The organism is Kitasatospora sp. NPDC056184 (genome assembly GCF_042268405.1).
Classification (GTDB): Bacteria; Actinomycetota; Actinomycetes; order Streptomycetales; family Streptomycetaceae; genus Kitasatospora.
Genome location: NZ_JBHJUI010000009.1, coordinates 157,993 through 181,458 on the forward strand (window position 1 = coordinate 157,993; position 23,466 = coordinate 181,458).

A 23,466-nucleotide genomic window follows, 5' to 3' on the forward strand; every position below is an offset into this window, starting at 1 on the left:
AGCCCTGGATGCCTCTCCGGGGGCCGGGCATTGCGGCCCCCCTTCCTGGGCCCCCTTCCGGGCATCCCCTTGTGCACTCTCCCCCCGCCTTCACCCCCCGTCTTGGATGCGTGATGGTGTGCGCATAGGGCCCGTAGGTTGTCCACCCCGTGTGATCCCCCCGGGGTGATGTGGTCCACCTGGTTTGCCACGGCCCCGCACGGTGCCCCCGTGTCGGCACGGATGGCTCGGCATTGGTAGCCGTCCCTTTGGAGCACCACCGCCCGCCTTAGCGGCCAATCGGCGGGCAGCTGGGATCGGCGATTGGTCGGGCGTTCTGACCATCCGGACAAGGAGTCTCCTAGTAGTGTGATCGGCATCACATGCCATTGAGTTGACATGCAACGCTGCGGATTGCGAAGGTTTAGCCACAACGAACGAACGAGGGAACGGAGTGGGGCGAATGGGAGAGGACAAAGCGCAATGGGACAGACTCCGGAGCGCAACTACTGAGCTGACCGGCATGGGGCTGGAAGTCATGTATGACGCCCTTTCCATGGGTGTAAGTCGGCTCTATGGATGGCGGGTGGGCATGTGGGAGTGCCGCACCATCCGAGTCCGCGTGACGACCGGCCTTGACTTCGAACTGTCGGCCCGGGAGGTCGAGGAACCGATCCGACTCGAAAGTCTGGATGAGCTGCATGACGCTGTTGCGGCATGGGCTCATTCGATCCGGCGTGAAGGGAAGTAGGGCATGGGTAAGCGACTGCTGACGATGGCGGCCGGAATGGTCGTGGCAATGACCGTGTCTTGGGGTGCCTACGCAAGCGCACCGAAGGATGCGCCGACCGCTCCGGCGGCCGTCCTGGATGACGAAGCGCTAGGTCCCATTGACGACCGGATTATGAGTGCGCTCTACGACATCGGCGCATTCGTCGGGGAAGAGTGCTACAAGGGCCCCGACAAGTGCCACAAGGCACTGAATACCGCCAATGGCATGGAACTTGGCTATGGCGGTGACCCGATCACGTTCTATGAGGACGGATCGTTCTCCATCGGCAACTACGGCAAGTGAGGCATTCCTAATGAAGCTCTGCACCCGCGCTACCACCCTTCGTGACAGCTACACGACGTTTGCGAACGTGGACATGGAAGCATCTCTCAACCGGCCGGATGACCGTACGGCTAAGAGCCTGTTCTCTACGTCCTATGCGACCCGCCGTGCTATGGCGCGGAAGCTCAATGCCCATGTGGCACGTTGCCGCGAGTGCGGGTGATCCCAATCACATCGCCTTAGGTTGACATGCAACGCGATGTGCGACAGGATTAAGAACGTAAGAGAGAGCGGAACGGGAGAGCAAAAAATGTGCGACGCGAAGATGTACATCATTGAGAACGGGGCCCGCAGTCGGGGCAAAGCGCAGAAGCGAATGTTTGCCGGTAAGCGCTATTCGGCCGACCTGTGGCGGGCCTATGTCGAGTCGGACCGATACCTTGCGTCGCTCTACCGGCGACTCGCTGACATTCACGCGCTGGACTGCGCGGACTGCTGCACGGCCTGATTTTCGCTGGCTGTAAGGTTGACATACAACGAAGGGATGCCGAATGGCAGCCATGAAATCGGTCCTCCTGCAAGCTGCCGAAGCGCACGGGATCGGCCCGGGAATGCTGGACGCCTTCACGGAGTACACGGCCTACGTCGGTGATGCCGACTTGGCGGCGAAGCAATTCGAGTCGGCATTCGTCGGGCAGGCCACGCCGGACGAGACGTTCGAGGATTTCGCACACCGGCACACCCTTGAGACGGACCCGATCTATCGGGCCGCATTCGAGGGAAACCTAGGGTGGAGTCCTGTAATCAACATGGTGGACTTCTCATGCCACCACCACATGACCCGATCCGGGTACGTCTTCCAGGCCGTCTGAGAGGTTTCACAATGACTGTCAGCCTTTACAAGGACTACGTCCAGCTTGCTCCCCGAATCATCAGCAGTGAGCAGACGGTCAAGCACATCGAAAGCAACTTCCGAATCCGTCTTTGGCATGCGACGGATACGGCGGAATTGCAGGAATGGAAAGGCTTTGCCCTGGTCTTCGAGCCGGGCGGGGATGCGATGGCCTGGACTAGCGAAAGCGATTCCTACTACGGCCATTTCTGCGAGCATGCAATGAGCGTCGCCAACTGTGAAACCGTGTTGGCCGCATTGGATGACGTAGACGAAAAGGTCGGCCGACCTACGTACGTTTTCTGGAACGGCAAGATTGCTTACGACTACTCGTGCCCGGAAGCACGGGAAGCGGTAGAGGGTCTGGAAGCGTCCCTAGCTCATTACCCGTGCTTGGATGACTCCCGCATGAGTGAGCTTGAGTACGACTACGCCATAGACCGACTGGAAAGCGACTACACGTTCCCGGAAGGCGTGGAACCGTCGGACATTCTCCAGGCATTGCACGATGCCGGAGAGAGTGACTGTGACGACTGCTCATGCTGGGATGTGCAAAAGGTCGTTGAGAAGATGGATTACCGGCAGTGCGCCGACTGTGACGAGTGGATTCCGTCTTCCAGTCTCGTGCCAATCCTTTGCCTGGATTGCGTGGCGCTTTCGGGGGAGTGCTCGGAGTGCTCCGGCACGGTGGCCGACTCGTTCCGTGGATTCTGCTCCGGGCTGGCGCAGGAACTCGCCAACAATCTGGAATGCCAGTGTGACAGCGGGAAGCGTCACACGGATGCAATGCCTTCCCCGCGTATCGAGGTTCCCGGTCAGCTTGAGCTTTTCGAAATGGTGGCGTGATGTCTGAAACGTATTGGGTTCCCGTAGACATTATTCGGGTCTACGTGGTGCCGGTGGTGGCCGATTCCGAGGATGAGGCATACCGATGGGTGGAAATGCAACTCCAGGGGAATCGGCGCAAGTACTTCGTCCATGAGACGGAACCGGTGATCGGTGACGCTGTGACGGGCCTTAAGAATGGAGCTGAGTACTTTGACTACTTCAACCGCGCCGGTAGCTGAAACCGACGATTTCCAGTGCACCACGCTGGGGTGTGATGGGACATTGGAAGTGGGGGCGGAATGCTGGCTTGATCTCTCCCGTGGTGAGGATGGAAAGCCTGAGCTTTCCATACACTACTTCAGCGAAGTTGGATTCCGTATCATCTGCAAGGAATGTGAGTCGGAATCATATGACGGGGCTTTGGATGATCAGATCGCGCGAATCTTCTGGGGAGACGGCGGAAGGAACTGGTTCCGTGGTTGATTACATCATCGGCATTGACTGGTGCGACAGTGGAACGTCCGAGACTCCCAGCCCGTTCACGGTGATCATGCGCGCACCGAAGGACATCGGTGGTATTTCCTTGTGGGAGGCAGTCACGGCCTTTGCAGAGGACTACGTTAATGGTGAATACGAAGCATTCACCACCATGATGGTTTCGGTGCCCGCTGGTACTGAAATCACGGACTGCAATGACGCTTCCGGTCCGGTCCGATTCGAGTACAAGGCGGCATGATGACCTACAGCATCGGATTGCTTCGGGCGGCTCATCGCGGTTCGAGCGTGGCTCTGGAAGTCCGATTCAACGTGCCGGACGGCCCGGCCGGAACCGGTTGGGTGATCGGGATCGGTTCCAAAATTGCCGTCAAGGTCCCCGGGGCCGGTCTAGTGGAAGACGTTAGGGCGGAGTGGATCGAATGGGCGGACGTGGCGGAATGACCTACGCGGTTGAGTACGTGGACAGCACTTGCAAGGTGGAAGAGGTGAACACCTTCGTTCACCTTGACCGACTGGAAGTCGTATTCACAGCGGCCCGGCGGTGGCACGAAATCGCCAAGGGGAGTCATCCCCGAATCTGTGTCTATGTCCAGCCGGAGGCACGACCGATCACGCGGGACGACAACCCGGATTACACGATGTCCGTCACGGAAGGCGGATACATCAAAGTGGCGGACTACCGGAATGAGCTTCCGGCCGTCGTGATTGAGCGAAAGGCGGTAGAGGCGTGATTTCCAGCATCACGACGTACGACGTCAAGGGCAATCCGATATGCCACCGGTTCGGATGTGAGAACCTGGCAACGGTCTGGGAAGACTGGGAGCGCTACGGAGACAAGCGGTTCCTGTCCACCCCGTATTGCGACACCGACGAATGCGGGAAGCGGCCCCGCGATGAAGAGGAAAAGACTCTGCGACCGGTTCGGCGAAAGGCTTGAATCTGAAGGCGTACGCCAATCCGACAACCGTCACTTTCCCCGACCCGAACAGCGACCGCATCGCGGTTCAATGGAACCGCTACACGAAACGACTGTGGCTCATCTTCGGTGACAGCATCACGAAGATGGATCACCCGAAATATCGCTATGCCGAGAATGCCGGGCATGCGAAACGCCTAGCGGCGGAATTCTTCAGTCCAAGAGACGGGACTTAAAAGACAGACTCATTGAGCCCCATGGGTGACCCGAATTACCGGGTACCCGTGGGGCTCTTTTGCGTTCCCCGAGCGACAGAAAGATGTGACCCGTGCCACAGACTCCGAGAAAGCCCATAAAGGACCCTAGGAAGCTCTCGACCCGCACTCTGGTCTCTCACTCCAGGGGCATCCTGACAGGCCGCGAGAGGGGCGTTTCTGGCCTTCCTGGACTGCCTTTCGGGCGGGCGGTTCGCGTCAGATTCCAAGCCGGTCGGGAAGTGTTGGCGGGGCGCCCACGAAAAGCCCTGGAAGGGCCATAGAAGCGCCCGAATCGCCTAGCCGGTCTCCCAGTCCAAGCACCCGTGTTACCGGCGGTATTTGGCCGTTTCTGGCCATTCTTGGGCCTGGTTTGCGGGCTCCGTCCGATGCCGGATCACCCCGTGGACTTTCCGGCGAATCGGCGCGGGAGCTGCTGGTGTGACGGGCCTCACTCTGGCGTAGAGCGACTACTAGGTGAGGCGTCACCATCACACCACTTTGCGTCACCGAGGGTGGGCGGCCTGGCTCGTCGGCGCCGAGCTGCCCGCCGGCACTGTCCTGGTCGAGGCCAGGGAAGCCAGCAAGTCTCTCGCGCGCGTATACGCGCGTGTATATACGCGCGCGAAGGAGGCCGGCAGTCGGCCGGCAGAAATTGAAAGGATCGAGATGGAAGAGGCCACCAGGTTGACCCGAGAGCAGAAGGCCGGCATCGCTGCGGCCCTGATCCACCAGGCCGGCACCCTGGTCGAGTTCTGGAGCGAGATGCAGCCGGAATTGGCAGCCGAAGGGGTCACCGCGGAAATGGCACGGAGCTGCCTCGCGGCCTGGCTCGGAAAGCTGCCCGGAAACGTCTGGGACATCCGACTCGACGCCTGACTGATGAAGTGGCTCATGGTGGCAGTTAGTTGGTGATCTTTCAGTGGTCCAAACCAATTCGGGGCACCCACGATACCCGCTCTGTCTGATCTGTCCACTTCGCCCTCCTGTGCCCCCTCCCTCCCCCTCCGCCCCCCTCTCCTCCTCCCCCTGCCCCTCCCTCTCCCCTCCCCTCACCCTCTCCCTCTCCCCCCCCCCGTCCCTCCCTCCCCCTCCCCGGCCGGCACCCCCTGCCTTGGGTACCCCCGGATTGGGTACCCCCCGGCCGGGTACCCCCCGGTTGGGCACCCCGGGCTGGGGCCTCCCGCCACCTGGATGCCCGGCTCGGGTACCCGGGTGGGGTGGCGGCCGGCATCTGCGACAGAAGGAGCGTCATGTCTGTGCACCACGTCACACCGAGTGCGAGCGACAGGGCTTACTGGTCAGTCGGCAAGGGGGTGCCCCGACCTTTGGCGGGGGTCACCTCCTCCGCAGGTAGTAGGCCGTTGGTCTGGACTTTGCCATTTCATAGTTTCTGTTTGGTGCACGGAGCGACCAGAGATGATCACTCTCCGTTCACTTTCGACAGTTTGTTCGTACGGTGGGTCACCTCTGGAGAGGTGTCCCGCCGCCCCACCTGGGGTACCTGTGGCCCACGACACCCGCCGAGTGTGTTTGACTACGTTGCATGTCAACCATAAGGTGGGGGTCGCAACGTGATGGAGATACCTTCGAGGAGAGAAGAAACGGGGCAAGTCATGAACGGTGATACTTCTGGGAGGAAGGAACTCTCCGAGGAGCAGCTACCCGAAGGGCCGATGACCCCGAGCGGCATCAAACTGCTGAAAGACCACGGCTGGAATCAGCAGCAGATCGGCAAGCACTTCGGGGTGAGCCGGCAGGCCGTGAGCAAGATGTCTGATGTCTATGACATTCCTTGGGAAACCAAGAGGCGTCAGGCACTCAAGATGTTCCCGTGCAAGGTGGTGTCCGCCCAGCAGAGGTGTGCGCCGTTCATGCGAGTGCGGGACTACATGGTGAGCGTCTTCGCTCCCGGGGAGTTGAGCGAGGATGGAGAGAAGAGAGTCGAGTGGTTCATTCGGAAGCTGACTGACGAGAATGTCATCGTCGTCTTCGATCCGAGTATCCCGCCTAAGCCGGGGATCTCTCCGGCCGGCGGATGGGACTACTGTCCACGCGAGGCCAGTGACGGGGACCTGATCATCCGAGCGAACGAGCACACGGTGATCACCCCACTCAACCGGCCTCTGCTAACCCTGCCAAAATAGAATGATGACCATGGCCGGGGGGACGCCGGAGTTCCCCCGGTCTGAAATGGATACCCATGCATTTCCACTTCGAACTGCTTCGCCTTGGGCTTCTCTGGATTCACCATCCGATGGTGATTGTGGGGTGGAGGCATGCGATGGGTAGTGCTGAGGTCGTGGCGATCTCGGCGAGTGCCCTCTACCTAGACATGGCTGAACTCTCGCCTGACCTGGCAGAGTTCATCGGCCGTGAAACCTGCTACCTGTTGAGCAGAGTCGAGTGTCCCGACGACGAGTTCGGGGGGAATCGGCGCATTGACTGGGTGTACGCGGACTTCGGCCGCGTACTCACCGTGGACCAGCTCCAGGCCGAGGCCGAGCAGATCGCGGCGTTGACGATGAAGAAGATGACGAAGGGGATGGTGACAGTCGTTGGCTGAAGTGGGAACGATGCACCGCTCGGTGTCCCAGGTGAAGGCGTACGACAAGTGCCCTTACGCCTACAAGCTGGAGCGGGTAGACAAGGTGTGGGCCAGGCCGGCGGCCTGGCTCGCCCAGGGGCTTGCAGTCCACGAGGCCGCGGAGTGGTGGGAGAACACCATGCGGAGCGGCACGACCGAGGAGACCCAGGAGCGATACCGGGACGCCTACGCGGCCCACACCAACCGGATGTGCAAGACCACGCCGAACCTGGACTACTGGTTCGCCAGCGGCCCGTACAAGGGAGAGCAGGACATCGAGCGCCGGTTCGCCATCGGGCTGGACCAGGTGGCCGGGTACATCGAGTACTACGAGGTCCGAGCACCGGAAGAGAAGGTGTGGATCACACCTGACGACGTGCCGGCCGTGGAGTTGCGCTTCGACATGGAGTGCGACGGTGTGAAGGTGGTGGGCTACATCGACCAGCTCATCGACCACCCGGAGTACGGGGTGATCCCGCGCGACATCAAGACGGGCAGCACCCCCGGGGACGACTTCCAGCTAGCGGTGTACGCCCGCGCGGTGGAGGACATGTTCGGGGCCGTGCTGCCCGGCCTGCGGCTGGACCAGGGCGACTACTGGATGGGGCGGACGAAGAACCGCAAGGGCGGACCGACGAAGCCGTACGACCTGGCCGACTGGGGCCGGCCGGAGGTGGACGCCGTGTTCAAGCAGATGGACCAGGCGGTGAAGGCCGGGGAGTTCGAGCCGAAGCCCAGCCGGGAGAACTGCAACTTCTGTCCGGTCAGCCTCTCGTGCGAGTTCGCGGTGTAGGGAGGCAAGACCTCTTCTTCGCTCGCAAGGTTGACATGCAACGTAACTGGGTAACTAAGTAACTAGGTTGGAGGGTCGGGGTTGTACACCCTGAAACAGAGTCGCCGGGTCCGGGGATCGGCCGGCGAGCCACTGCCTACCGTGTGGCGGGGACTGGAGGACGCCGGCACCCGGTTCCTGCGCGGGCAGCTCGCACTTGTCGCGGCCGGGCCGGGAACCGGCAAGAGCGCCCTGGTGCTGGCCTACGCGCTTCAGGCCGGTGTGCCTGTGCTGTACTTCTCGGCGGACAGTGACGCCTTCGTCCAACTCGCCCGCTCCATCAGCATTCTGACGGGCCGGACCATGCGCGAGTCGATCAGGGCTGTGCGGGACGACGACATGGAGGTGATGGCGGAGCTTCCCGGCCGGCCTGTCCGGATGATCTACGACGCGAGTCCAGACCTGTCAACGATCGAATCGAGCATCGAATCGTGGGAGGAAGTCTTCGGTGAATACCCGTGGCTGGTAGTCGTGGACAACATCACCAACGTCCGGGGCGCTGGGGAAGGGAACGTGGATGACCCCTTCAAGGGCTTGGAATCCTTGATGGACTACCTTCACACGATGGCCCGCGCCACGATGGCGTGCGTGATCGGTCTGCACCACGTGACCGGCCCGTACAACGATGCCGACAAGCCCATTCCCTTGAGCGGTGTGAAGGGTCAGATCGGCCGAGTTCCCGAGATGATCCTGACGCTCCACAAGATCGAAGGGATTCCCGGGGTCGAGTCCGACAAGCTGTGCGTGTCCACGGTGAAGAACCGAGGGGGCCGGGCTGACCCGAGCGGGCAGACCTTCGTGGAACTCGACTTCGACGGCGACCGCATGCGGATCGCCGATCCCGTCTGACGAAAGGTTGACATACAACGATGAAGGCTAAACGGTGCGCTCGCTGCGGTGAGCGCAGTTTCCGAAGCCGGGGCGCTGCGGCGGCCGTGGCTCAGCGGTCTGGGGTGCGGCTGGTGCCGCGTAGGTCGTGCGACTCCTGGCACCTGGTGAGCGGGTGACACGGGCCGGGTACCGGCAGTGCTCGAAGTGCGAGCGGAGCCGCGCAGTGCGCTTCTTCGAAGGCCAGCGTGGGCGGGTCTGCTCGACCTGCCGGAAGACGACCAGGAGCAAGGCCAGCCATGAGGCCCGGATGCGGGAGGTCTACGGCCTGGCCCCGGGGGAGTACGACCGGCTGTTCGCGGCCCAGGGGGGCGTGTGCGCCATCTGCGGTGGAACCCGCAAGCAACGCCTGTCGGTTGACCACTGCCACAAGACGGGGGCGATCAGGGGACTGCTTTGCCGGATGTGCAACGGCCGGCTGCTGACCGCAGCCCGGGACAAGCCTGATCGACTGCGGGCGGCTGCTGACTACCTGGAGTCGTACCCCTGTGATCGCATCCTCGGGCGCCGCTGGTACGGCGGGGCCCCGATGAATCCAGAGGAGACATGACCAACACCTACGACGAAGCGTTCGGGCCGGGCATCGGCCGGCCGAAGCGGTTCGATCCGACCTGGCAGCTCATGAGCGAGGCAGGCCGGGAGTTCCCCGTCACTGTGAGGAAGAAGGACGAAGGCGAGGATGACGGCGCCGATCGTGAGAGTGCTTGAGCACTACTTCGAGGGATGGGAGCCGCCGGCCGAACGGTCCGGCTGGGTTCCGACCCTGTGTCCCTCGCATCCGGAGTCGCGGCCGTCAGCGGCCGTCAACTTCGGTAAGGGGGCGGTCCGTTGTCACTCCTGCGGATTCCGCGGCGATGTGATCAGCATCATTCGAGAGATGGAGGGTGTCAGCTTTGCCGATGCTCAGCGCCGAGCAGCGGAGCTTTCTGATGGAAGCCACCAGCCGCTACGCGGCCAGCCTGAAAGGCAGTCCGGCCGAAGAGTATTTGGTCGGCCGGGGACTGGGGAGCGTGCACAGCCCGTTCCGCCTTGGCTACGTCGATGACCCGCTTCCCGGGCACGGCCAGTACCGGGGATGCCTGGCGATCCCTTACCTTCGAGTCGCCCCGGGAGACCGGTGGGCGGTCGTCAGCCTGCGCTTCCGGCGCCTGGTCGGCGACGGCCCGAAGTACATGACCGTGGCGGGGGACACCCCGCGCCTGTACAACACCAGGGCCTTGCTTCAGGACGCCGACACGATCGCCATCTGTGAAGGCGAGCTGGATGCGATCACCGCGCAGGCGTGCGGAGTTGACGCGGTGGGCGTGCCCGGTGCGGCGAGCTGGAAGCCGCACTTTCGGGAACCGTTCCTCGGGTACGAGTGGGTGTACATCCTGGCGGACGGCGACGACGCCGGCCGCGACTTCGCCGACCATGTGAAGGCGCAGCTCCCCAACGCCCGGGTCATCGAGATGCCGGCGGGCCAGGACGTGAACTCGCTGGTGCTCTCCCAGGGCCGCCAGGCACTTCTTTCGCGGATCGGAGGTTGACATGCAACGTAGCCGATTCGTTGAAGGTGACGTGGTGGAGGTCGTTCGCCCCGGGCGTGGCCTGGCTCACATGAAGGGCCTCAAGGGCGCGGTGGCGGCGGTGCGGCCCGGTGATCACTGGGGCGTCGATGTGGACCTCGCCGGAGGCGGGCAGTGCGTTTTCGGTGAGGACGAACTGAGGTTGTTCGAGCGGCCGTTGAAGGCGGCCCTCGGTACGAACAGAGAACAGGAGATCATGAGGTTGGCCTTCAAGGGGGAGCGCGAGGAGCGCGCCGGCCTGGATGACCAGGACCACGACGCGGTGAACCATCCCGCGCACTACACGGCCTATGCCGGGCTCGAAGTCATCGACCTGACTGAGCAGTTGAACTTCAACCGGGGCAACGCGGTGAAGTACGTGGCCAGGGCCGGACTGAAGTCCGCGGCGACCGAGGTGGAAGACCTGCGGAAGGCCGTGTGGTACATCGGGCGGGAGATTGCCCGGCTGGAGAAGGCGGAGGCTGGCCGATGACGACGAAGCGCTATGTGGTCGTCTCCGACCTTCAGATGCCGCTGCACGACCGGCGGGCCTGGAAGGCGGTGCTGAGGTTCATCGCCGACTACAAGCCCGACGAGGTGGTGAACATCGGCGACATCAACGACTACACCTCGCCGGGGCGTTGGACGAAGGACACCCGGGCGGAGTACCAGGAGAGCGTCTTCGAGGAAGCCGCCTTCGCTCGCAAGCACTACTGCGTGGAGCTGCGGAAGGTGTTCGACGGCCCCTCGGTACTGCTCGGCTCCAACCACGGCGAGCGGCCGATGAAGTACGCCGAGAAGTACGCGCCGGCCATCGCCGACGAAGGCGTGTTCTCCGAGCGGGCCCTGCTGCGGCTCGATGATTTCGGCATCCAATTCATCCCGGACTTCTACCACTTCGCGCCCAGGTGGACGATGACGCACGGGCACCTGGGGAAGATCGGGCTGTCCCAGATCGCCGGGAACACCGCGCTGAACGCGGCGAAGAAGCTCGGGCGGAACATCGTCATGGGGCACACGCATCGGCTCGGCGTGGGCTCCCACACGACCGGTGTTGACGGGATGTCCATGACCCTGACGGGCATGGAGGTCGGCAACCTCATGGACCGGAAGAAGGCCAAGTACCTGGCCGGGTACTCCGGCAACTGGCAGCAGGGCTTCGGCCTGGTGGACGTGAACCACGAGCACGTCCAGGTGACTCCGGTCCGGATCGGGCGGGGGCAGTTCATCGTGGACGGCTCGGTCTACCGCCTTTAGGTTGACATGCAACGTAGCGCCTGAGAGGATCGGAATGCAGGGCAGCGAGATCACTGCGGAGCAGTGGGAGGGCCTTCAGGGGAAGGTCCGGCGGGCATCGGTCACCGTTGCTCGGAGCTGGGGCACCGCACTGGATGCCGGGGACATCGAACAGGAAGTCCTTCTGAAGATGGTCGAATCCCCGGGATTCGTCCGGAAGTCGCTGGACTACGGTGAGGCTTCGACTGGCCGACTGGTTCGGATGATGGCGGATCAGTGCGCGTCGCAGTTGATGAACGAGTACCGGCGGTTCACCTTCCAGCACTACTACTCGACGTGGGATGTGCGGAGGCTTCTCGAACGGGGCCTCCTGGAAGGCCCGGAGGCAGCCAGCCTGATGGACGCCCAGGTCGAAGTGCTGGTGACGGGGCGGAAGTCGAAGAAGGACCTCGCCGAGCGCGTCACCCATGACGACAAGATCGACCTGGAATACGGGATGGGCCGACTGAAGGAGGCTTACCGTCAGGTCATCATCGACCGGTACGTCCTGGGCGTGGAGATCCCTAGCCGTGGGACCCTGAGCCGGGCGATCGAAGCCCTGGCCAAGCATATGAACACCAGTCGGGCCCGAGCGGAAATCGACTATGAGGGCGTCGGAAGCCGGGCCTGTCTGGGCGGCACCTCTGCCCGCCGCGCGACCGATACGAACTACTGAGAGGACGGCAATGCACTTCCCGCATCAGACGGGCCAGGATGTCTACGAGCGGACGTACTCCCGCAAGAAGCCGGACGGTACCCGCGAGGAGTGGCCGGAGACGGTGACCCGAGTCGTGGACGGGAACCTGAAGCTCAACTCCGCGCATCTGCTGGAAGGCGAGCGTGAGCGGCTGATCGACATGATGACCGGCTTCAAGATCCTTCCCGCTGGCCGGCACCTGTGGGCCAGCGGCGTCAAGGGACGGCAGTACCTCTTCAACTGCCATGTGAGCGGCTGGAGTTCGACGCCCGCGGAGCACTTCGACTTCACGTTCATGCGGCTCATGGAAGGCGGAGGCGTCGGCGCGAACTACTCGAACCGCCACCTCGACGGCTACGGCCTGGTGCAGCGGGAGCACGAGGTTCACATCGTCTGCGACCCGGCCCACCAGGACTACGAGGAGATGCAGGCCGCCGGCCTGATCTCCGGCACCTACGATCCCGACTGGGACGGGGCCTTCGAGGTGGAGGACAGCCGGGAAGGCTGGTCGGCCGCGCTGGTCGATCTGATGGGCACGTACTACTCGGCCGACGTGCAGCACCGGAACCGCGTCTACGACGTGTCCCGGGTCCGCGCGGCCGGGGCTCGGCTGAAGACCTTCGGCGGTACGGCCTCGGGGCCGGGGCCTCTGGCGAGGATGCTGCGGGAGGTCCAGGCCGTCATGAACGAGGTGGCCGGCCGGCCGAACGCCAAGATGCTCGGCCTGGACGCCATGGCGATCGACCACGCGATTGCCGAATGCGTCGTCTCCGGCGGCGTGCGACGCTCCGCCCGCATGGCCATCATGCGGTGGGATGACAAGCAGATCGGCGAATTCCTGGACTGCAAGCGGGACTTCACCCGCCACTGGACGACGAACATCTCCGTGGAGGTGGACAACGCGTTCTTCCGGGCACTGGCCGAGGGCGACCAGGCCGCGACCGCGACCCTGCGCCGGATCTCCGAAGGGATGATCGCCAACGGCGAGCCGGGGATCTGGAACTCGGAGTACGCCAACCAGGGCGAGCCGAACCCGGTGATCGCCACGAACCCGTGCGGGGAAATCGGCCTTGAGGCGTGGGAGAACTGCAACCTCGGGCACGTCAACCTGGCGGCCTTCGTGGACGAGGCCGGCCGCCTCGACAAGGCCGGCCTGATGGTCGCGCACCGCCTCATGACCCGGTTCCTGATCAGGGCGACCTACGGGGACGTGAACGACCCCAAGCAGGCCGCCACGCTCGCCCGCAACCGGCGCATCGGTGTCGGGCACCTTGGGCTGGCCGGCATGCTCGCCAAGCTGGGCATCCGCTACTCGGACGCCCCGCACCACCCGGAGATCATCGCGCTCCTGGAGGACATGGCGGCGGTGGTCGATGAGGAAGCGGACTGCTACAGCCACGACCTTCGCATTCCCCGGCCGGTCAAGACCCGCACCGTGGCGCCGACCGGCACCATCGCCAAGCTCGTCGGGGTGAGCGAGGGAATCCACGCGATCTTCGCCCCGTACTTCCTGCGGCGCATCCGCTTCTCGACGGTGGACGAGGACCAGGCCAAGCAGCTCGCCGAGTACCAGCGGCTCGGCTTCCACGTGGAGCCCTGCCAGTACGCCCAGAACACGGCCGTGGTCACCATCCCGACGAAGGACAGCCTGTTGGCCGAGGTGGAGCAGATCCACGGGCCGGAGGCCGCCCAGGTCATCGTGCAGTCGGCTTCCGACCTGACGCCGGCCGAGATGCTGAGCGTGCAGCTCCTCTACCAGGAGCACTGGGCGGACAACGCGGTCAGCTACACCGTGAACGTCCGGCCCGAGCGGTACAGCGCACTCCAAGTCGCGGACCTGATCCGGGAGTTCGGCCCCGTCCTCAAGGGGACGACCGTCTTCCCCGAGCAGAGCCGGCCGCAGAGCCCGTACGAGCGGATCACGCAGGCCGAGTACGAGCAGGCCGCCGTGCGGGCCGTCGCCGATGGCGTCGATGAGGAGTGCAGCAGTGGCGCTTGCCCAGTGCGCTAGGAGCGACGCGGGATTTCCCTGGCTGGCGGACTGCGAGGTCTGCACCGCCAAGGAGGTCCCCGAGGAGGACATGACGCCCGTCGATGCCGGCGGCGTCGAAGCCCTGGCGTGCCCGAGGTGCACGCCGAACTACGACCCGATCTGAGGACCCGATGACCTACGACCCGTTCGCCGACAACGACACCACCACCGACCCCTTCGGCGGCTCCACCGAGCCGGCCGACACCACCAGCACCACGAAGGAGACCACCGTGACCACCACCACCCCCGAGCACTCCGAGACCGGCGTCAGCATCACCCTGAAGGGCGGCAGCGGCTACGACGCGCCGTGGATCGTCTTCCGGGGCGCGAACCTGCGGGACGCCCACGCCCAGATGGCCGACAAGGAGGCCCTGAAGGCCCTGGTGGACGACGTTGCCAAGGTCGGCGCGTACTTCGCCTCGACCGGGGCCCCGAAGGCGGCCCAGGCCGCCAGCGGCGGCGGCAACGAGGCGTCGGCCCAGCAGCCGGCACGCCCGGCCAACGTGCCCGCGCACTACGTCTTCAAGTCGGGCGTCTCGAAGAAGTCCGGCAAGGCGTACCGGATGTGGATCGACCCGAACGACCGCGACGCCAAGCCCATCTTCGAGAACTGATCCTCGCCAGCACCCGAGGTTGACATGCAACGTGGCGGCCGGCTCCGGCCGGCCGCCCGTCCCTTCCAGCTGACAAGGAACGTCCCATGCAGGTCCATTTCATCGCCTCGACCATGCTCAGCGAGGAGTTCGACGAGCTGTGCGAACAGCTCGGCTACGACCCAACTCCCAGGAACGTGTGGGGGATTGCGGACGGCGGGACCACCGCGGAACGGCTGACCGAGTTCGCCGGCCGCGCCTGCTACAAGTCGTGGCAGCGGCCCAACCCGGCGACGGCCCACGTGGACGGCTACATGGCGAACATCATCGACCAGGGGCACTTCTCGATCATGGAGCACGCCAGCGCGACGTTCTACGTCCAGGGCGTCAGCCGCGCCCTGCTTGCCGAGCTGTCCCGGCACCGGCACTTGTCGCTGTCAGTGGAGTCGCAGCGCTTCGTGGACTACAGCCAGACTCGCCCGGTCATCCCGCCGGCCGTCGCCGAGGTGCCCGGCCTGGCGGAGGAGGTCATCGAGCCGCTGTACGAGAAGCTGACCGAGGAGTACGCCGCTCTCGTCAAGACCCTCACCGAGGGCGGCCTGAAGCGGAAGCAGGCCCGGGAGGCGGCCCGCGCGGTCCTGCCGAACTGTGCGCCCGTCGATCTGGTGGTGACGGGCAACCTGCGGGCGTGGCGCGAGGTGATCGCCAAGCGTCACCACGTCGCCGCCGATGCCGAGATCAGCCGCTTCGCGGCCGAGATCCTGTCGTGGATGAAGGCGCTGGCCCCGTCCTGCTTCCAGGACATCCCGGAGCGTCCGGCCGGCCAGGACTACGACTTCGCGGAGCTGACGAAGTGAAGTGCACGTGGTGCCTCGACGGCTACGCCGAGATGACGGCGGACTGCCTGAACTGCGGCCGGCGCGCGGTGCCGGCCAACTACACACCCGAGTTCGACGGGCCTCTCTACCTCGACAAGAAGAGCCTGGCCCGACTGCGAGAGGAACAGAGCAAGTGATGAAGGTCCGCGTGACGGCCGTCATGGAGTACTGGGCGGACGCCGAGCACTACCCCGGGTGCTCGACCGCCCAGGAGATGGCCGACTTCGACGCCCGGCACAACCCGTTCGCGCAGATGCCGGAGGAGTACGTCCCCGACCTGGTGAGCGTCACCTTCGAGGGCATCGCGGAGGAGTCCGGTGTCTGACGACTTCGACAAGGTGTTCCGCGAACTGGCCGATCAGATGGACCAGGCCGCAAGCGGCGCCATCCGCGACGAGGCCGCCAAGGGCCTGGCCCTGGCCGGCGACCTGTACCGGCAGGTCGCCGACTCGGCGGCCGGCCTCTACGCCCACGCCCGCACCGGCCTGCCGGAGGACCTGGCGGCGCACCTGGTGCTGACGTTCATCGACAGCGCGACCTCGGGCGGTGCGGAGTGAGTGACGCCCTGGTGCACGTGCTCATCACCACGAACCTCCTGCTCGACCTCCTCCTGATCATCGGCCTGGCCTTCGGCCGGAAGGGAACCACGAAGTGATCTTCGGACCGTCCAACCGCCTGCTGCGGCGCGAACTCGCCCAGACCCAAGTCCGCCTCCGGGCGGCCCAGCGTGACGCCGAGCTGCTGCGTGCGGAGCTTGAGACCCGCACCAACCGCAAGAAGCTCAGCCGTGAGGACGCCGAGCGCATCCGCCTCGCCTACGACTCGGACGGCTACACGCAGAAGGAACTTGCCGACCTGTACGGCGTGAACCCGGCGACGATCAGCCGCATCATCCGGCGCAAGTACTACGCATGACCGACGCAGCACCAAAGGTTGACATGCAACGCAATGAAAGGTGGGTCGGTGCGTAGCTGGTGCTATCGGATGGCCGGCCAGCCCATCACCATGCATCGAGTCGAGCACCCCGAAGACCTCGATGCGTTCCGGGAGTTCATCCGGCGCAATCAGCGCGGCCTCGGATTCGACCTGGAAACGACCGGGCTGGAGGTCTTCCAGCCGGACTACAGGGTGAGGCTCGCCCAGTTCGGCAATGCCGACGAGTCGTGGATTCTCCCCGTCGAGCAGGGTGCGGAGTTCCAGGCCGAGACGATCGCAGCGCTCGGGCACCTCGCCAAGGTGTTCATGAACAACGGGACGTTCGACTTCCTGTCCATGGATCAGGCATGGGGGGTCAAGGCTGAGACGATGTTCCCGAAGCTCGTGGACAATCGCATCCTCGGACACCTGGTGGACTCCCGGGGAAAGAAGGACGGCTTCGGTCACGACCTGGAGTTCATGACCGGCCGCTATCTCTGCAAGGAGACTGCGGAGCGGGTCAAGGGCTCCATGGGCGGGCTGGCGAAGGCGTACAAGACCACCAAGGCGAAGATCTGGCGGATCGTGGATCTCCAAGATCCCGTCTTCAACCTCTACGCCGGAATGGACCCCGTTCTCTCCTACCGGCTGGCGATGAAGCTCGGTCCGATGGTTCCGGCGTCCAGTCACCGGCTCATCCCGTACGAACACAAGCTCGCGGAGATATGCGCCTACATGGCGCGCACCGGATACCTTCTCGACCGCGATTACACGAAGACCGAGGCCATGCGCCTGCGGATGCAAGAGGACTTCTGGAAGGCCAAGGCCCTGTTCTTCGGACTGGAGAACATCAACTCCCCGAAGCAGGTCGCCGAGGCGCTGATCGGTCGCGGAATCAAGATCAAGGACCGGACTCCCTCCGGGGACTACAAGGTGGACAAGGTTCTCCTGAGCGCTCACCGGGATGACCCGCTTGTCGAAGCGATCATCGAAGGGAAGAGGGCCGGGAAGTGGGCCAAGACATGGTTCGAAACATTCCTTGAGACCGCCGATCCCAACGGAAGGTGCCATGCGTCGATCAACTCGATCCAGGCCCGCACGGCGAGGATGAGCATCACCGGCATTCCGGCCCAGACGTTGCCCTCGGGCGACCCGTACGTCCGCAACTGCTTCATCGCCGACGAGGGGCACGTCACGGCCGCCGTGGACTACAAGGCCCAGGAGCTTCGCGTCGCGGCGGCGCTCAGCCAGGACCCGGTGATGATGCGGGCCTTCCTCGAAGGCGCGGACCTCCACCAGATCACGGCGGACGGCGCGAAGGTCCCGCGCGGTATCGGCAAGATGACCAACTTCCTCAGCGCGTACGGCGGCGGGGCGAAGGCCCTGACCGAACAGAGCGGACTTCCCTTCAGGGAGGCCGCGGCGGTCATCAAGGCGTTCTGGAAGACCTATCCGGGCCTCGCCAAGTACAACGAGCTGCTGTCGAAGAAGGCGATCCGGAGCGGCCACGTGGAGACGCCGGTCGGCCGGCGGCTCGTGGTCGATGACGACCGCCCATACTCCGCCCTCAACTACATGATCCAGAGCACCAGTCGGGACGTGACCGGCTCGGCGCTCATCCGGCTCCACGAAGCCGGATACACGCCCTTCATGCGCCTTCCGGTGCACGACGAGGCGGTGTTCTCCTTCCCGGCCGGCCAGGCACACGAGATGGGCAAGGAAGCCGCCCGCATCATGCGCCAGCAGATGACGGGCGTGCTCATCGACACCGACCTCGAAGTTGCCGGCCGCTCCTGGGGCAGCAAGTACGAGCAGAAAGCAGCCTGATGACCGAGCACACCACCCGCTATCTCCTGTTCACCTCCGACACCTGCACGCCGTGCGCCAAGGCCAAGCCGGTCGTCCAGCAGGCCGCCGAGGAACGCGGCCTCCTGGTCCAGGAGGTCAACCTTCAGAAGTCCCCGGAGCTGTTCGCCGAGTACGACGTTCGCGGGGTGCCGGCCCTGCTCGGCTTCGACCTGGACGCCGAGATCGGCCGCAAGGTCGGCGGCCTGGACGCCAAGGCCGTCCGCGACCTCTTCGACCAGGGCGAGGCACTGTGAGCGGCCGGCCGAACTGGGAGCTGTACTTCCACACCATCGCGGCGGCCGTCGCCCTGCGGGGCGACTGCATCCGCAGCCAGGTCGGCGCCGTGCTCGTCTCGCCGGACAAGCGGATCGTCTCCACCGGCTACAACGGATCGCCTCCCGGCGGGCCTTCCTGCCATGAAGGGCAATGCCCGCGATGCCTGTCCGCAGTGCCCTCCGGATCGTCCTACGACGGATGCGTTGAGATCCATGCCGAGGCGAATGCCCTGCTGTACGCCAATCGGGCGGATTGCATCGGTGCGACTCTCTACGTCACTCGGGAACCCTGCGAGTCCTGTTCGAAGATGATCCGAGCGGCAGGGATCGAAACGGTCCGATGGCCCTATCAACCGGACGACAGGTTGACATGCAACGCGGCCATGACTAAGGTCGAAGACATCGAGAGCGCGCCGCTCACGGAGGACGAAAGCCGGGCGCTGTCGCATCGAGAAGCCTACGAACTCGCCCGGGGAACCGTGGCCCGCCGATACCGCACGAGCGGCATCCAGTAGACCGAATAGTCATTCTTTTCACGTTCCGGCATCCATTCGGATGTCTGGTATTACCATTCACAGCATGGAAGACGAAGGAGCAAGCAACATCATGAAGGTTGTCCAGGTTGTGACCCTCGACGTGAACGGCACCACCTACAAGGGCGAGGTGGACGACCCGAAGGTCATCAAGGACCTCCAGGCCAAGAGCGAGGCGTACGAGAAGGCGCTTCAGGCCGTCGAGGAGAGCATCGAGGCCGCCGGCCTGGCCGTGGAGCGTCCCCAGCAGGCCCCGGTGCAGCAGGCCCGCAGCAACGGCGGCCGGCAGGCCGGCAGTGCCGGCAGCGGCCGTACCTCGGAGGAGAACGACGCCATCCGCGCGTGGGCCAGGGAGCACGGGTTCCCGAACGTGAAGGCGCAGGGCCGCGTGCCCCGCAACATCGTCGAGGCGTACGAGGCCGCGCACACCAACTGACCTGACAACCGCTTCGGGGGCCTCCTCGGAGGCCCCCTTCGTCATCCAAGGGAGAGACATGAACGACTGGACCGTGTGGGGCGTCAGCAGCACGCCGTACGCCGAGAACCTGACCCGCGAGCAGGCCGCCAACGAGGTGGAGCGGCGCCGCGCTGCCGGGGACGATGACGTGTACGCCGAGAACACCGAAGGCGACGTGATCGAGTAGTGCGTTTTCGCATCGAGTTCGCCCCCGAGGGGCACCCGCACTGCCCGTTGGAGCACGGCCACGTGGATGGCATCCACGAAGCCGAGCTGCACGCCTCGATCGGCTTCCTGATCGACACCATCGCCAACCGGATGCCCGACCCGGCCGGCTTCCGCGCGACCTATCACGACCTGCTCAAGGGGTTCACCCCTGGAGCTGCCGCCCGCGCCCGTGAAGGCAAGGCCGTCCTGGCGTCGTTCACAGGCATGCCGGAAGGCGGTGATCTGCAAATGATCATCACGGCATCCAGCTAAGTTTGTACGCGAAAGACCCCCTCTGGTGCTAGCCAGAGGGGGCCTTCGTTGTTTCTCGGGTCAGCTCCGGGTGGGGGTCTTGGGGAGCAAGGACACGCCCGTGAACTCCTCGGCAAGCGCATCCATGACCAGCTCGTCACACACCTTCCCACGCCAGTAGCCGGCCTGGCGGAGGGTGCCGGCCTGCTTGAAGCCGGCCTTCTCGTAGGAGCGGATCGCCGCAACGTTCGGTGCGAGCACCTTGAGCCAGATCATCCGGAACGCTGAGACGTGGAAGCCATAGTCCAAGGTCAGGCGCGTTGCCCTGGCGGCCATGCCACGACCGCGCGCCTCGGGCGCGATGAGAATCACGAACTCCGCGGTGCGGACCGAGTGATCGGGCAGCAGGGTTGCCACGCCGACCGGGACCGGCGGCTTCTCGTCGGCGGTGTCGTAGATCGTGAAGCGGACGTTCGAGCCGGCGAGCTGGTGACGCATGCCCTCGGTACGAGCCTCAAGGGACTGCGGCACCTGCTGGCCGTAGCCGATGAGCGTGCTCGGGTCCTGCTCCCACCGCCAGTACGCTTCCACGAGATCGCCACGGTAGGGCCCCAGCCCACAGGTGAAGTCGTCCATCCAGATAATCGGGTCAGTGTCGATGGGGGGCTCCAGTGATCATGAGGACCGGCGTGTACGCGGCCGTCGAATCGGGCTCTGCGGTAAGGGCGTCACCCGTCTGAATCCAGGCGTGCAAGCGTATCGGGTCACACGCCAGTCCGTGACACCACGTCACTCCCTGGCGACGGGCAGCGAGAAGGAGTACGGCGGCGGCCGACTCCTCAAGGCATGCGGTACGGCCGGGGGAGTACCAACCCGCACGACGTACGGCCTTCACCGCCTTCTCGGCCTCCTCGGGAGTGGCCGGCAAGAGACAGGTGGAAGCCGCCCTGTGGATCAGGCGGACGACCCTGAGCATCGCCTCACTGGGCGGTCCGGCCGCCTTCACTGCCAAGACCGTGCCCAGAGCGATCGAGGCGGTCACGGCGGCGCCCAGGGGCACGCGCGGGGGCGGGACCAAGCCGGCGCGGTGCTCGTCTCCTCCCCAGCTCGGCTTCCAAGCCTCCAGAGGGCGGCGCGGGGGCGTCCACGGGACGGGGGCCTCCGTGGGCATCAGGAGTCCCGAGGCCAGCAGCGAGGCCAGGAGCCGGTCCGGAAGGTCACGGGCCCGGCCGGTGCGGGCGGCCTTGGCGAGGTGCCCGGCGGCAGCGGGTAGCAGCGTTCGAACCTCTCCGCTGCGGTAGTCGATCAGCGCCAGTGCATGTCCGAAGTCCGCGCCACGGATGTGGCGGGGCTGGGTGATGAAGGCCGGCTGATCAGGCATGGACGTTTCCTTCCGGGGCGGGGGCCCAAGCCGGAGCCGGCCGTTCGCGGTGGGAGCACAGCCACGCCTCGACGGACAACGCCTGCTCCAGCGTGGCCAGGGACATCGGGATGCCGGCGGCGGCCTGGCGCAGGGTGCGCCGAAGCGTCGCGGGCTCGACCAGGCCGAGCACGGCGAGATGACCATCGGCAAGCTCCAGCAGGCTCTTCAGGTTGGCGCGCATCCCTCCGAAGTGGTCGGCGTTGAAGCTGCCCTTCGTCGTCCGGGCGGCAAGCCGCGCCGGCAGGAGGTCACCCATCGCGCTGACAAGGACCGGCTTGTACAAGTAGACAGGCGGGCGCCGTTCAAGCGGGGTACGGAGCAGGGCGTCCACCACGCAGGGATCAAGGAACGGATTGTGCAGCTCCAGCCCCAACGACCGGGCGAGGTCGGCGTCGGCCTGAGCGGTGCGGGAAACCTCGCGGATCTCGTCCACCAGGGCGCGAACGCTGTAGTCGAGCCCGAGGAACGGATCGGGCTCCCCGGCCGCGCGGACGATTTCAGCCCGGAGCCTCGGGAGGGCTTCAGGCCCGGCCCACCCGGGGAAAGGCACTGGATCGAACCACCGGACACGGCTCTGAGTTCCACCGAGGTCTTCGGCCAGTTCCGTCAAGGCGCGGAACCTGCTGGTGCTCGCTGATCGCACGGCATCACGTACGACCGGGGCGAAGGGGAGATGACGCAGGCGGGCCCAGCCGGCCGCCTCCTTGACGGCAGCCGTGATCCTCCGGTGCCGGAAGAGATCCGCGAGGTGAAGAGGGTGCTGGAACAGAACCGAGTCGCCTCCGTCGCCCGTGAGGTGATCTGAGGCACTGAACTCGCCGAGCATCCATCGGAACTGCCCCAAGAGCCGGGCTTGCGTGATCGTGGACGGCGCGGGCTCATCCGAAGCCGGGACATCCGTCATCGCGGTGTAGGGAAGGTGCTCCGTTCCGAGTGGCATCAGGTGATGGGCAATCAGCCGCGGATTCGACGCCGCCACCAGGCGGGCATATCGGAGATCCGCGCCCGACTCGTCGCCCTTGGGGTGCACGGTGATCGCCCGTAGTCCCTCGGGCGTGTGCCTGGACGCCAACAGCGTGATCGTGGAGGAGTCCAGCCCTCCGGACAGGTCACTCGTCGGCGATGCGGCCTGGTTCACGCGGAGCTGCACTGACCTCTCAAGAGCCCGGCGGAGGTGTCTCGCGGGGTCGTGGTCGTGGCGGGACTCCGGGCGCCAGAGGATGGTGACCTCTGGCGTACATCCCGAGGCGAGCCGGACCCTGCTGCCCGGAGGAAGCTGCTCGATCCCATGGAAGAACGTCCGGCCGGCGACCAGGCCGGGGAGGGAGGGCGCGAAGACGGCGGTTGCGAGCCGGGTCGAGTCGATCGGTGCCCGGGTGAGGGAGGCCAGGAACCGCGACGACGACGACCAAGCCCATCGTCCCCCGTGCGCCGTGAGGTAGACCGGCTGGGCGGCGGCCGGGTCGGTGTAGAGGGTGGTCCCGGCGTCGCTCTCCTCGACGACCACGTACGCGCCGGCCCACCGCCATGCCAGATCCGGCGGCAACGAGGAGTCGGCGAGGGTCTGAAGCTCGAAGTCCGTCGCGCTGTTCGGCCCGAGCACGGAGAGACGCCGGCCGCCAGACTCGGACCTGGCGGTCCGGATCATGACCTCGCCCCACGTCCAGACCGAGGACGCATCGCTGGGCCGCACCGCTCCGTCCGGCACCGGAGTGCGGATGCGGCTGCTGAACCCTCCAAAAGGCATGCCATACCTCCTAGGTAGAAACGGAGCGGTGCGGCCCCGCCGAGCAGGGCCGCACCGCC

At 65.1% G+C, this 23,466-nt stretch carries 37 protein-coding genes; 34 read left to right on the forward strand and 3 right to left on the reverse strand.

Features of this window, described 5'->3' with window-relative positions:
• Positions 1-442 precede the first annotated feature (442 nt).
• The 34 genes from ACFC0B_RS19780 (at position 443) to ACFC0B_RS19945 (ending at position 20,258) form a co-directional block, all read left to right on the forward strand.
• Positions 443-730 (forward strand): hypothetical protein, encoded by a 288-nt coding sequence (locus tag ACFC0B_RS19780; protein WP_376087143.1) that lies wholly within the window; start codon positions 443-445, stop codon positions 728-730.
• Positions 731-733: 3 nt separating this feature from the next.
• Complete coding sequence (locus tag ACFC0B_RS19785) at positions 734-1,054, forward strand: hypothetical protein (RefSeq protein WP_376087145.1); 321 nt, start codon at positions 734-736, stop codon at positions 1,052-1,054.
• A 530-nt stretch (positions 1,055-1,584) separates the two neighbouring features.
• The gene (locus ACFC0B_RS19790; protein ID WP_376087147.1) at positions 1,585-1,905 is read left to right on the forward strand and encodes a hypothetical protein; all 321 of its coding nucleotides are present in this window, start codon (positions 1,585-1,587) and stop codon (positions 1,903-1,905) included.
• Positions 1,906-1,916: 11 nt separating this feature from the next.
• On the forward strand, positions 1,917-2,771 hold the full coding sequence (locus ACFC0B_RS19795) for a hypothetical protein (protein WP_376087149.1): 855 nt from the start codon (positions 1,917-1,919) through the stop codon (positions 2,769-2,771).
• Positions 2,771-2,992, forward strand: coding sequence for a hypothetical protein (locus ACFC0B_RS19800; protein WP_376087151.1), 222 nt, complete (start codon positions 2,771-2,773; stop codon positions 2,990-2,992). The genes ACFC0B_RS19795 and ACFC0B_RS19800 overlap by 1 nt, the downstream gene beginning before the upstream one ends.
• A gap of 236 nt (positions 2,993-3,228) precedes the next feature.
• Entirely contained in the window at positions 3,229-3,489 is a 261-nt protein-coding gene (locus tag ACFC0B_RS19805; protein WP_376087153.1) for a hypothetical protein, read from the forward strand.
• A complete protein-coding gene (locus tag ACFC0B_RS19810) occupies positions 3,489-3,692 on the forward strand; it encodes a hypothetical protein (protein ID WP_376087155.1) in 204 nt (67 codons plus the stop codon). The genes ACFC0B_RS19805 and ACFC0B_RS19810 overlap by 1 nt, the downstream gene beginning before the upstream one ends.
• Positions 3,689-3,982 carry a hypothetical protein gene (locus ACFC0B_RS19815; RefSeq protein ID WP_376087157.1) on the forward strand — a complete coding sequence of 98 codons (294 nt, stop codon included), beginning with the start codon at positions 3,689-3,691 and terminating at the stop codon, positions 3,980-3,982. Before ACFC0B_RS19810 ends, ACFC0B_RS19815 begins: the two co-directional genes overlap by 4 nt.
• Before the next feature lie 1,108 nt (positions 3,983-5,090).
• Positions 5,091-5,300, forward strand: coding sequence for a hypothetical protein (locus tag ACFC0B_RS19820; RefSeq protein WP_376087159.1), 210 nt, complete (start codon positions 5,091-5,093; stop codon positions 5,298-5,300).
• Positions 5,301-5,995: 695 nt separating this feature from the next.
• The gene (locus ACFC0B_RS19825) at positions 5,996-6,568 is read left to right on the forward strand and encodes a hypothetical protein (RefSeq protein ID WP_376087161.1); all 573 of its coding nucleotides are present in this window, start codon (positions 5,996-5,998) and stop codon (positions 6,566-6,568) included.
• Between the two features lie 56 nt (positions 6,569-6,624).
• Positions 6,625-6,987, forward strand: coding sequence for a hypothetical protein (locus ACFC0B_RS19830; RefSeq protein WP_376087163.1), 363 nt, complete (start codon positions 6,625-6,627; stop codon positions 6,985-6,987).
• 1 nt (position 6,988) lies between these two features.
• A complete protein-coding gene (locus ACFC0B_RS19835; protein ID WP_376087447.1) occupies positions 6,989-7,801 on the forward strand; it encodes a RecB family exonuclease in 813 nt (270 codons plus the stop codon).
• Between the two features lie 81 nt (positions 7,802-7,882).
• A complete protein-coding gene (locus tag ACFC0B_RS19840) occupies positions 7,883-8,689 on the forward strand; it encodes an AAA family ATPase (RefSeq protein WP_376087165.1) in 807 nt (268 codons plus the stop codon).
• Positions 8,690-8,894: 205 nt separating this feature from the next.
• Positions 8,895-9,278 carry an endonuclease VII domain-containing protein gene (locus tag ACFC0B_RS19845; RefSeq protein WP_376087167.1) on the forward strand — a complete coding sequence of 128 codons (384 nt, stop codon included), beginning with the start codon at positions 8,895-8,897 and terminating at the stop codon, positions 9,276-9,278.
• Positions 9,275-9,436 carry a hypothetical protein gene (locus ACFC0B_RS19850; RefSeq protein WP_376087169.1) on the forward strand — a complete coding sequence of 54 codons (162 nt, stop codon included), beginning with the start codon at positions 9,275-9,277 and terminating at the stop codon, positions 9,434-9,436. The genes ACFC0B_RS19845 and ACFC0B_RS19850 overlap by 4 nt, the downstream gene beginning before the upstream one ends.
• A complete protein-coding gene (locus ACFC0B_RS19855; protein ID WP_376087171.1) occupies positions 9,408-9,773 on the forward strand; it encodes a CHC2 zinc finger domain-containing protein in 366 nt (121 codons plus the stop codon). Before ACFC0B_RS19850 ends, ACFC0B_RS19855 begins: the two co-directional genes overlap by 29 nt.
• Entirely contained in the window at positions 9,658-10,257 is a 600-nt protein-coding gene (locus ACFC0B_RS19860) for a toprim domain-containing protein (RefSeq protein ID WP_376087173.1), read from the forward strand. Before ACFC0B_RS19855 ends, ACFC0B_RS19860 begins: the two co-directional genes overlap by 116 nt.
• 70 nt (positions 10,258-10,327) lie before the next feature.
• Entirely contained in the window at positions 10,328-10,768 is a 441-nt protein-coding gene (locus ACFC0B_RS19865) for a DUF3310 domain-containing protein (protein WP_376087175.1), read from the forward strand.
• Entirely contained in the window at positions 10,765-11,532 is a 768-nt protein-coding gene (locus ACFC0B_RS19870; protein ID WP_376087177.1) for a hypothetical protein, read from the forward strand. Before ACFC0B_RS19865 ends, ACFC0B_RS19870 begins: the two co-directional genes overlap by 4 nt.
• A gap of 34 nt (positions 11,533-11,566) precedes the next feature.
• The gene (locus ACFC0B_RS19875; RefSeq protein ID WP_376087179.1) at positions 11,567-12,226 is read left to right on the forward strand and encodes a hypothetical protein; all 660 of its coding nucleotides are present in this window, start codon (positions 11,567-11,569) and stop codon (positions 12,224-12,226) included.
• A gap of 10 nt (positions 12,227-12,236) precedes the next feature.
• Positions 12,237-14,258: a ribonucleoside-triphosphate reductase, adenosylcobalamin-dependent gene (nrdJ, locus tag ACFC0B_RS19880; protein ID WP_376087181.1), complete on the forward strand. Its 2,022-nt coding sequence runs from the start codon at positions 12,237-12,239 to the stop codon at positions 14,256-14,258.
• Entirely contained in the window at positions 14,236-14,403 is a 168-nt protein-coding gene (locus tag ACFC0B_RS19885; protein ID WP_376087183.1) for a hypothetical protein, read from the forward strand. The genes nrdJ and ACFC0B_RS19885 overlap by 23 nt, the downstream gene beginning before the upstream one ends.
• A gap of 7 nt (positions 14,404-14,410) precedes the next feature.
• A complete protein-coding gene (locus tag ACFC0B_RS19890; protein WP_376087185.1) occupies positions 14,411-14,893 on the forward strand; it encodes a hypothetical protein in 483 nt (160 codons plus the stop codon).
• Between the two features lie 86 nt (positions 14,894-14,979).
• Positions 14,980-15,729 carry an FAD-dependent thymidylate synthase gene (thyX, locus tag ACFC0B_RS19895; protein WP_376087187.1) on the forward strand — a complete coding sequence of 250 codons (750 nt, stop codon included), beginning with the start codon at positions 14,980-14,982 and terminating at the stop codon, positions 15,727-15,729.
• Positions 15,726-15,887 carry a hypothetical protein gene (locus tag ACFC0B_RS19900; RefSeq protein WP_376087189.1) on the forward strand — a complete coding sequence of 54 codons (162 nt, stop codon included), beginning with the start codon at positions 15,726-15,728 and terminating at the stop codon, positions 15,885-15,887. The genes thyX and ACFC0B_RS19900 overlap by 4 nt, the downstream gene beginning before the upstream one ends.
• On the forward strand, positions 15,887-16,075 hold the full coding sequence (locus ACFC0B_RS19905; RefSeq protein WP_376087191.1) for a hypothetical protein: 189 nt from the start codon (positions 15,887-15,889) through the stop codon (positions 16,073-16,075). Before ACFC0B_RS19900 ends, ACFC0B_RS19905 begins: the two co-directional genes overlap by 1 nt.
• Entirely contained in the window at positions 16,068-16,307 is a 240-nt protein-coding gene (locus tag ACFC0B_RS19910) for a hypothetical protein (RefSeq protein WP_376087193.1), read from the forward strand. Before ACFC0B_RS19905 ends, ACFC0B_RS19910 begins: the two co-directional genes overlap by 8 nt.
• Positions 16,308-16,401: 94 nt before the next feature.
• On the forward strand, positions 16,402-16,665 hold the full coding sequence (locus ACFC0B_RS19915; protein ID WP_376087195.1) for a helix-turn-helix domain-containing protein: 264 nt from the start codon (positions 16,402-16,404) through the stop codon (positions 16,663-16,665).
• 69 nt (positions 16,666-16,734) lie between these two features.
• Complete coding sequence (locus ACFC0B_RS19920; protein WP_376087197.1) at positions 16,735-18,492, forward strand: DNA polymerase; 1,758 nt, start codon at positions 16,735-16,737, stop codon at positions 18,490-18,492.
• Positions 18,492-18,767 (forward strand): thioredoxin family protein, encoded by a 276-nt coding sequence (locus tag ACFC0B_RS19925; RefSeq protein WP_376087199.1) that lies wholly within the window; start codon positions 18,492-18,494, stop codon positions 18,765-18,767. Before ACFC0B_RS19920 ends, ACFC0B_RS19925 begins: the two co-directional genes overlap by 1 nt.
• Positions 18,764-19,303: a cytidine/deoxycytidylate deaminase family protein gene (locus tag ACFC0B_RS19930; RefSeq protein ID WP_376087201.1), complete on the forward strand. Its 540-nt coding sequence runs from the start codon at positions 18,764-18,766 to the stop codon at positions 19,301-19,303. The genes ACFC0B_RS19925 and ACFC0B_RS19930 overlap by 4 nt, the downstream gene beginning before the upstream one ends.
• 64 nt (positions 19,304-19,367) lie before the next feature.
• Positions 19,368-19,757, forward strand: a complete 390-nt coding sequence (locus ACFC0B_RS19935; RefSeq protein WP_376087203.1) for a histone-like nucleoid-structuring protein Lsr2 — start codon at positions 19,368-19,370, stop codon at positions 19,755-19,757.
• Positions 19,758-19,815: 58 nt separating this feature from the next.
• The gene (locus ACFC0B_RS19940) at positions 19,816-19,965 is read left to right on the forward strand and encodes a hypothetical protein (protein WP_376087205.1); all 150 of its coding nucleotides are present in this window, start codon (positions 19,816-19,818) and stop codon (positions 19,963-19,965) included.
• 62 nt (positions 19,966-20,027) lie between these two features.
• Positions 20,028-20,258 carry a hypothetical protein gene (locus tag ACFC0B_RS19945; protein WP_376087207.1) on the forward strand — a complete coding sequence of 77 codons (231 nt, stop codon included), beginning with the start codon at positions 20,028-20,030 and terminating at the stop codon, positions 20,256-20,258.
• A 60-nt stretch (positions 20,259-20,318) separates the two neighbouring features.
• Here the strand turns inward: ACFC0B_RS19945 and ACFC0B_RS19950 are convergent, their stop codons facing one another.
• From ACFC0B_RS19950 to ACFC0B_RS19960, 3 genes are read right to left on the reverse strand one after another with little or no spacing between them, the layout of a single operon-like run.
• Complete coding sequence (locus ACFC0B_RS19950; protein WP_376087209.1) at positions 20,319-20,873, reverse strand: GNAT family N-acetyltransferase; 555 nt, start codon at positions 20,871-20,873, stop codon at positions 20,319-20,321.
• Positions 20,874-20,886: 13 nt separating this feature from the next.
• Positions 20,887-21,618 carry a lasso peptide biosynthesis B2 protein gene (locus ACFC0B_RS19955; RefSeq protein WP_376087211.1) on the reverse strand — a complete coding sequence of 244 codons (732 nt, stop codon included), beginning with the start codon at positions 21,616-21,618 and terminating at the stop codon, positions 20,887-20,889.
• Positions 21,611-23,407, reverse strand: coding sequence for an albusnodin/ikarugamycin family macrolactam cyclase (locus tag ACFC0B_RS19960; protein ID WP_376087213.1), 1,797 nt, complete (start codon positions 23,405-23,407; stop codon positions 21,611-21,613). The genes ACFC0B_RS19955 and ACFC0B_RS19960 overlap by 8 nt, the downstream gene beginning before the upstream one ends.
• Positions 23,408-23,466: the final 59 nt, after the last annotated feature.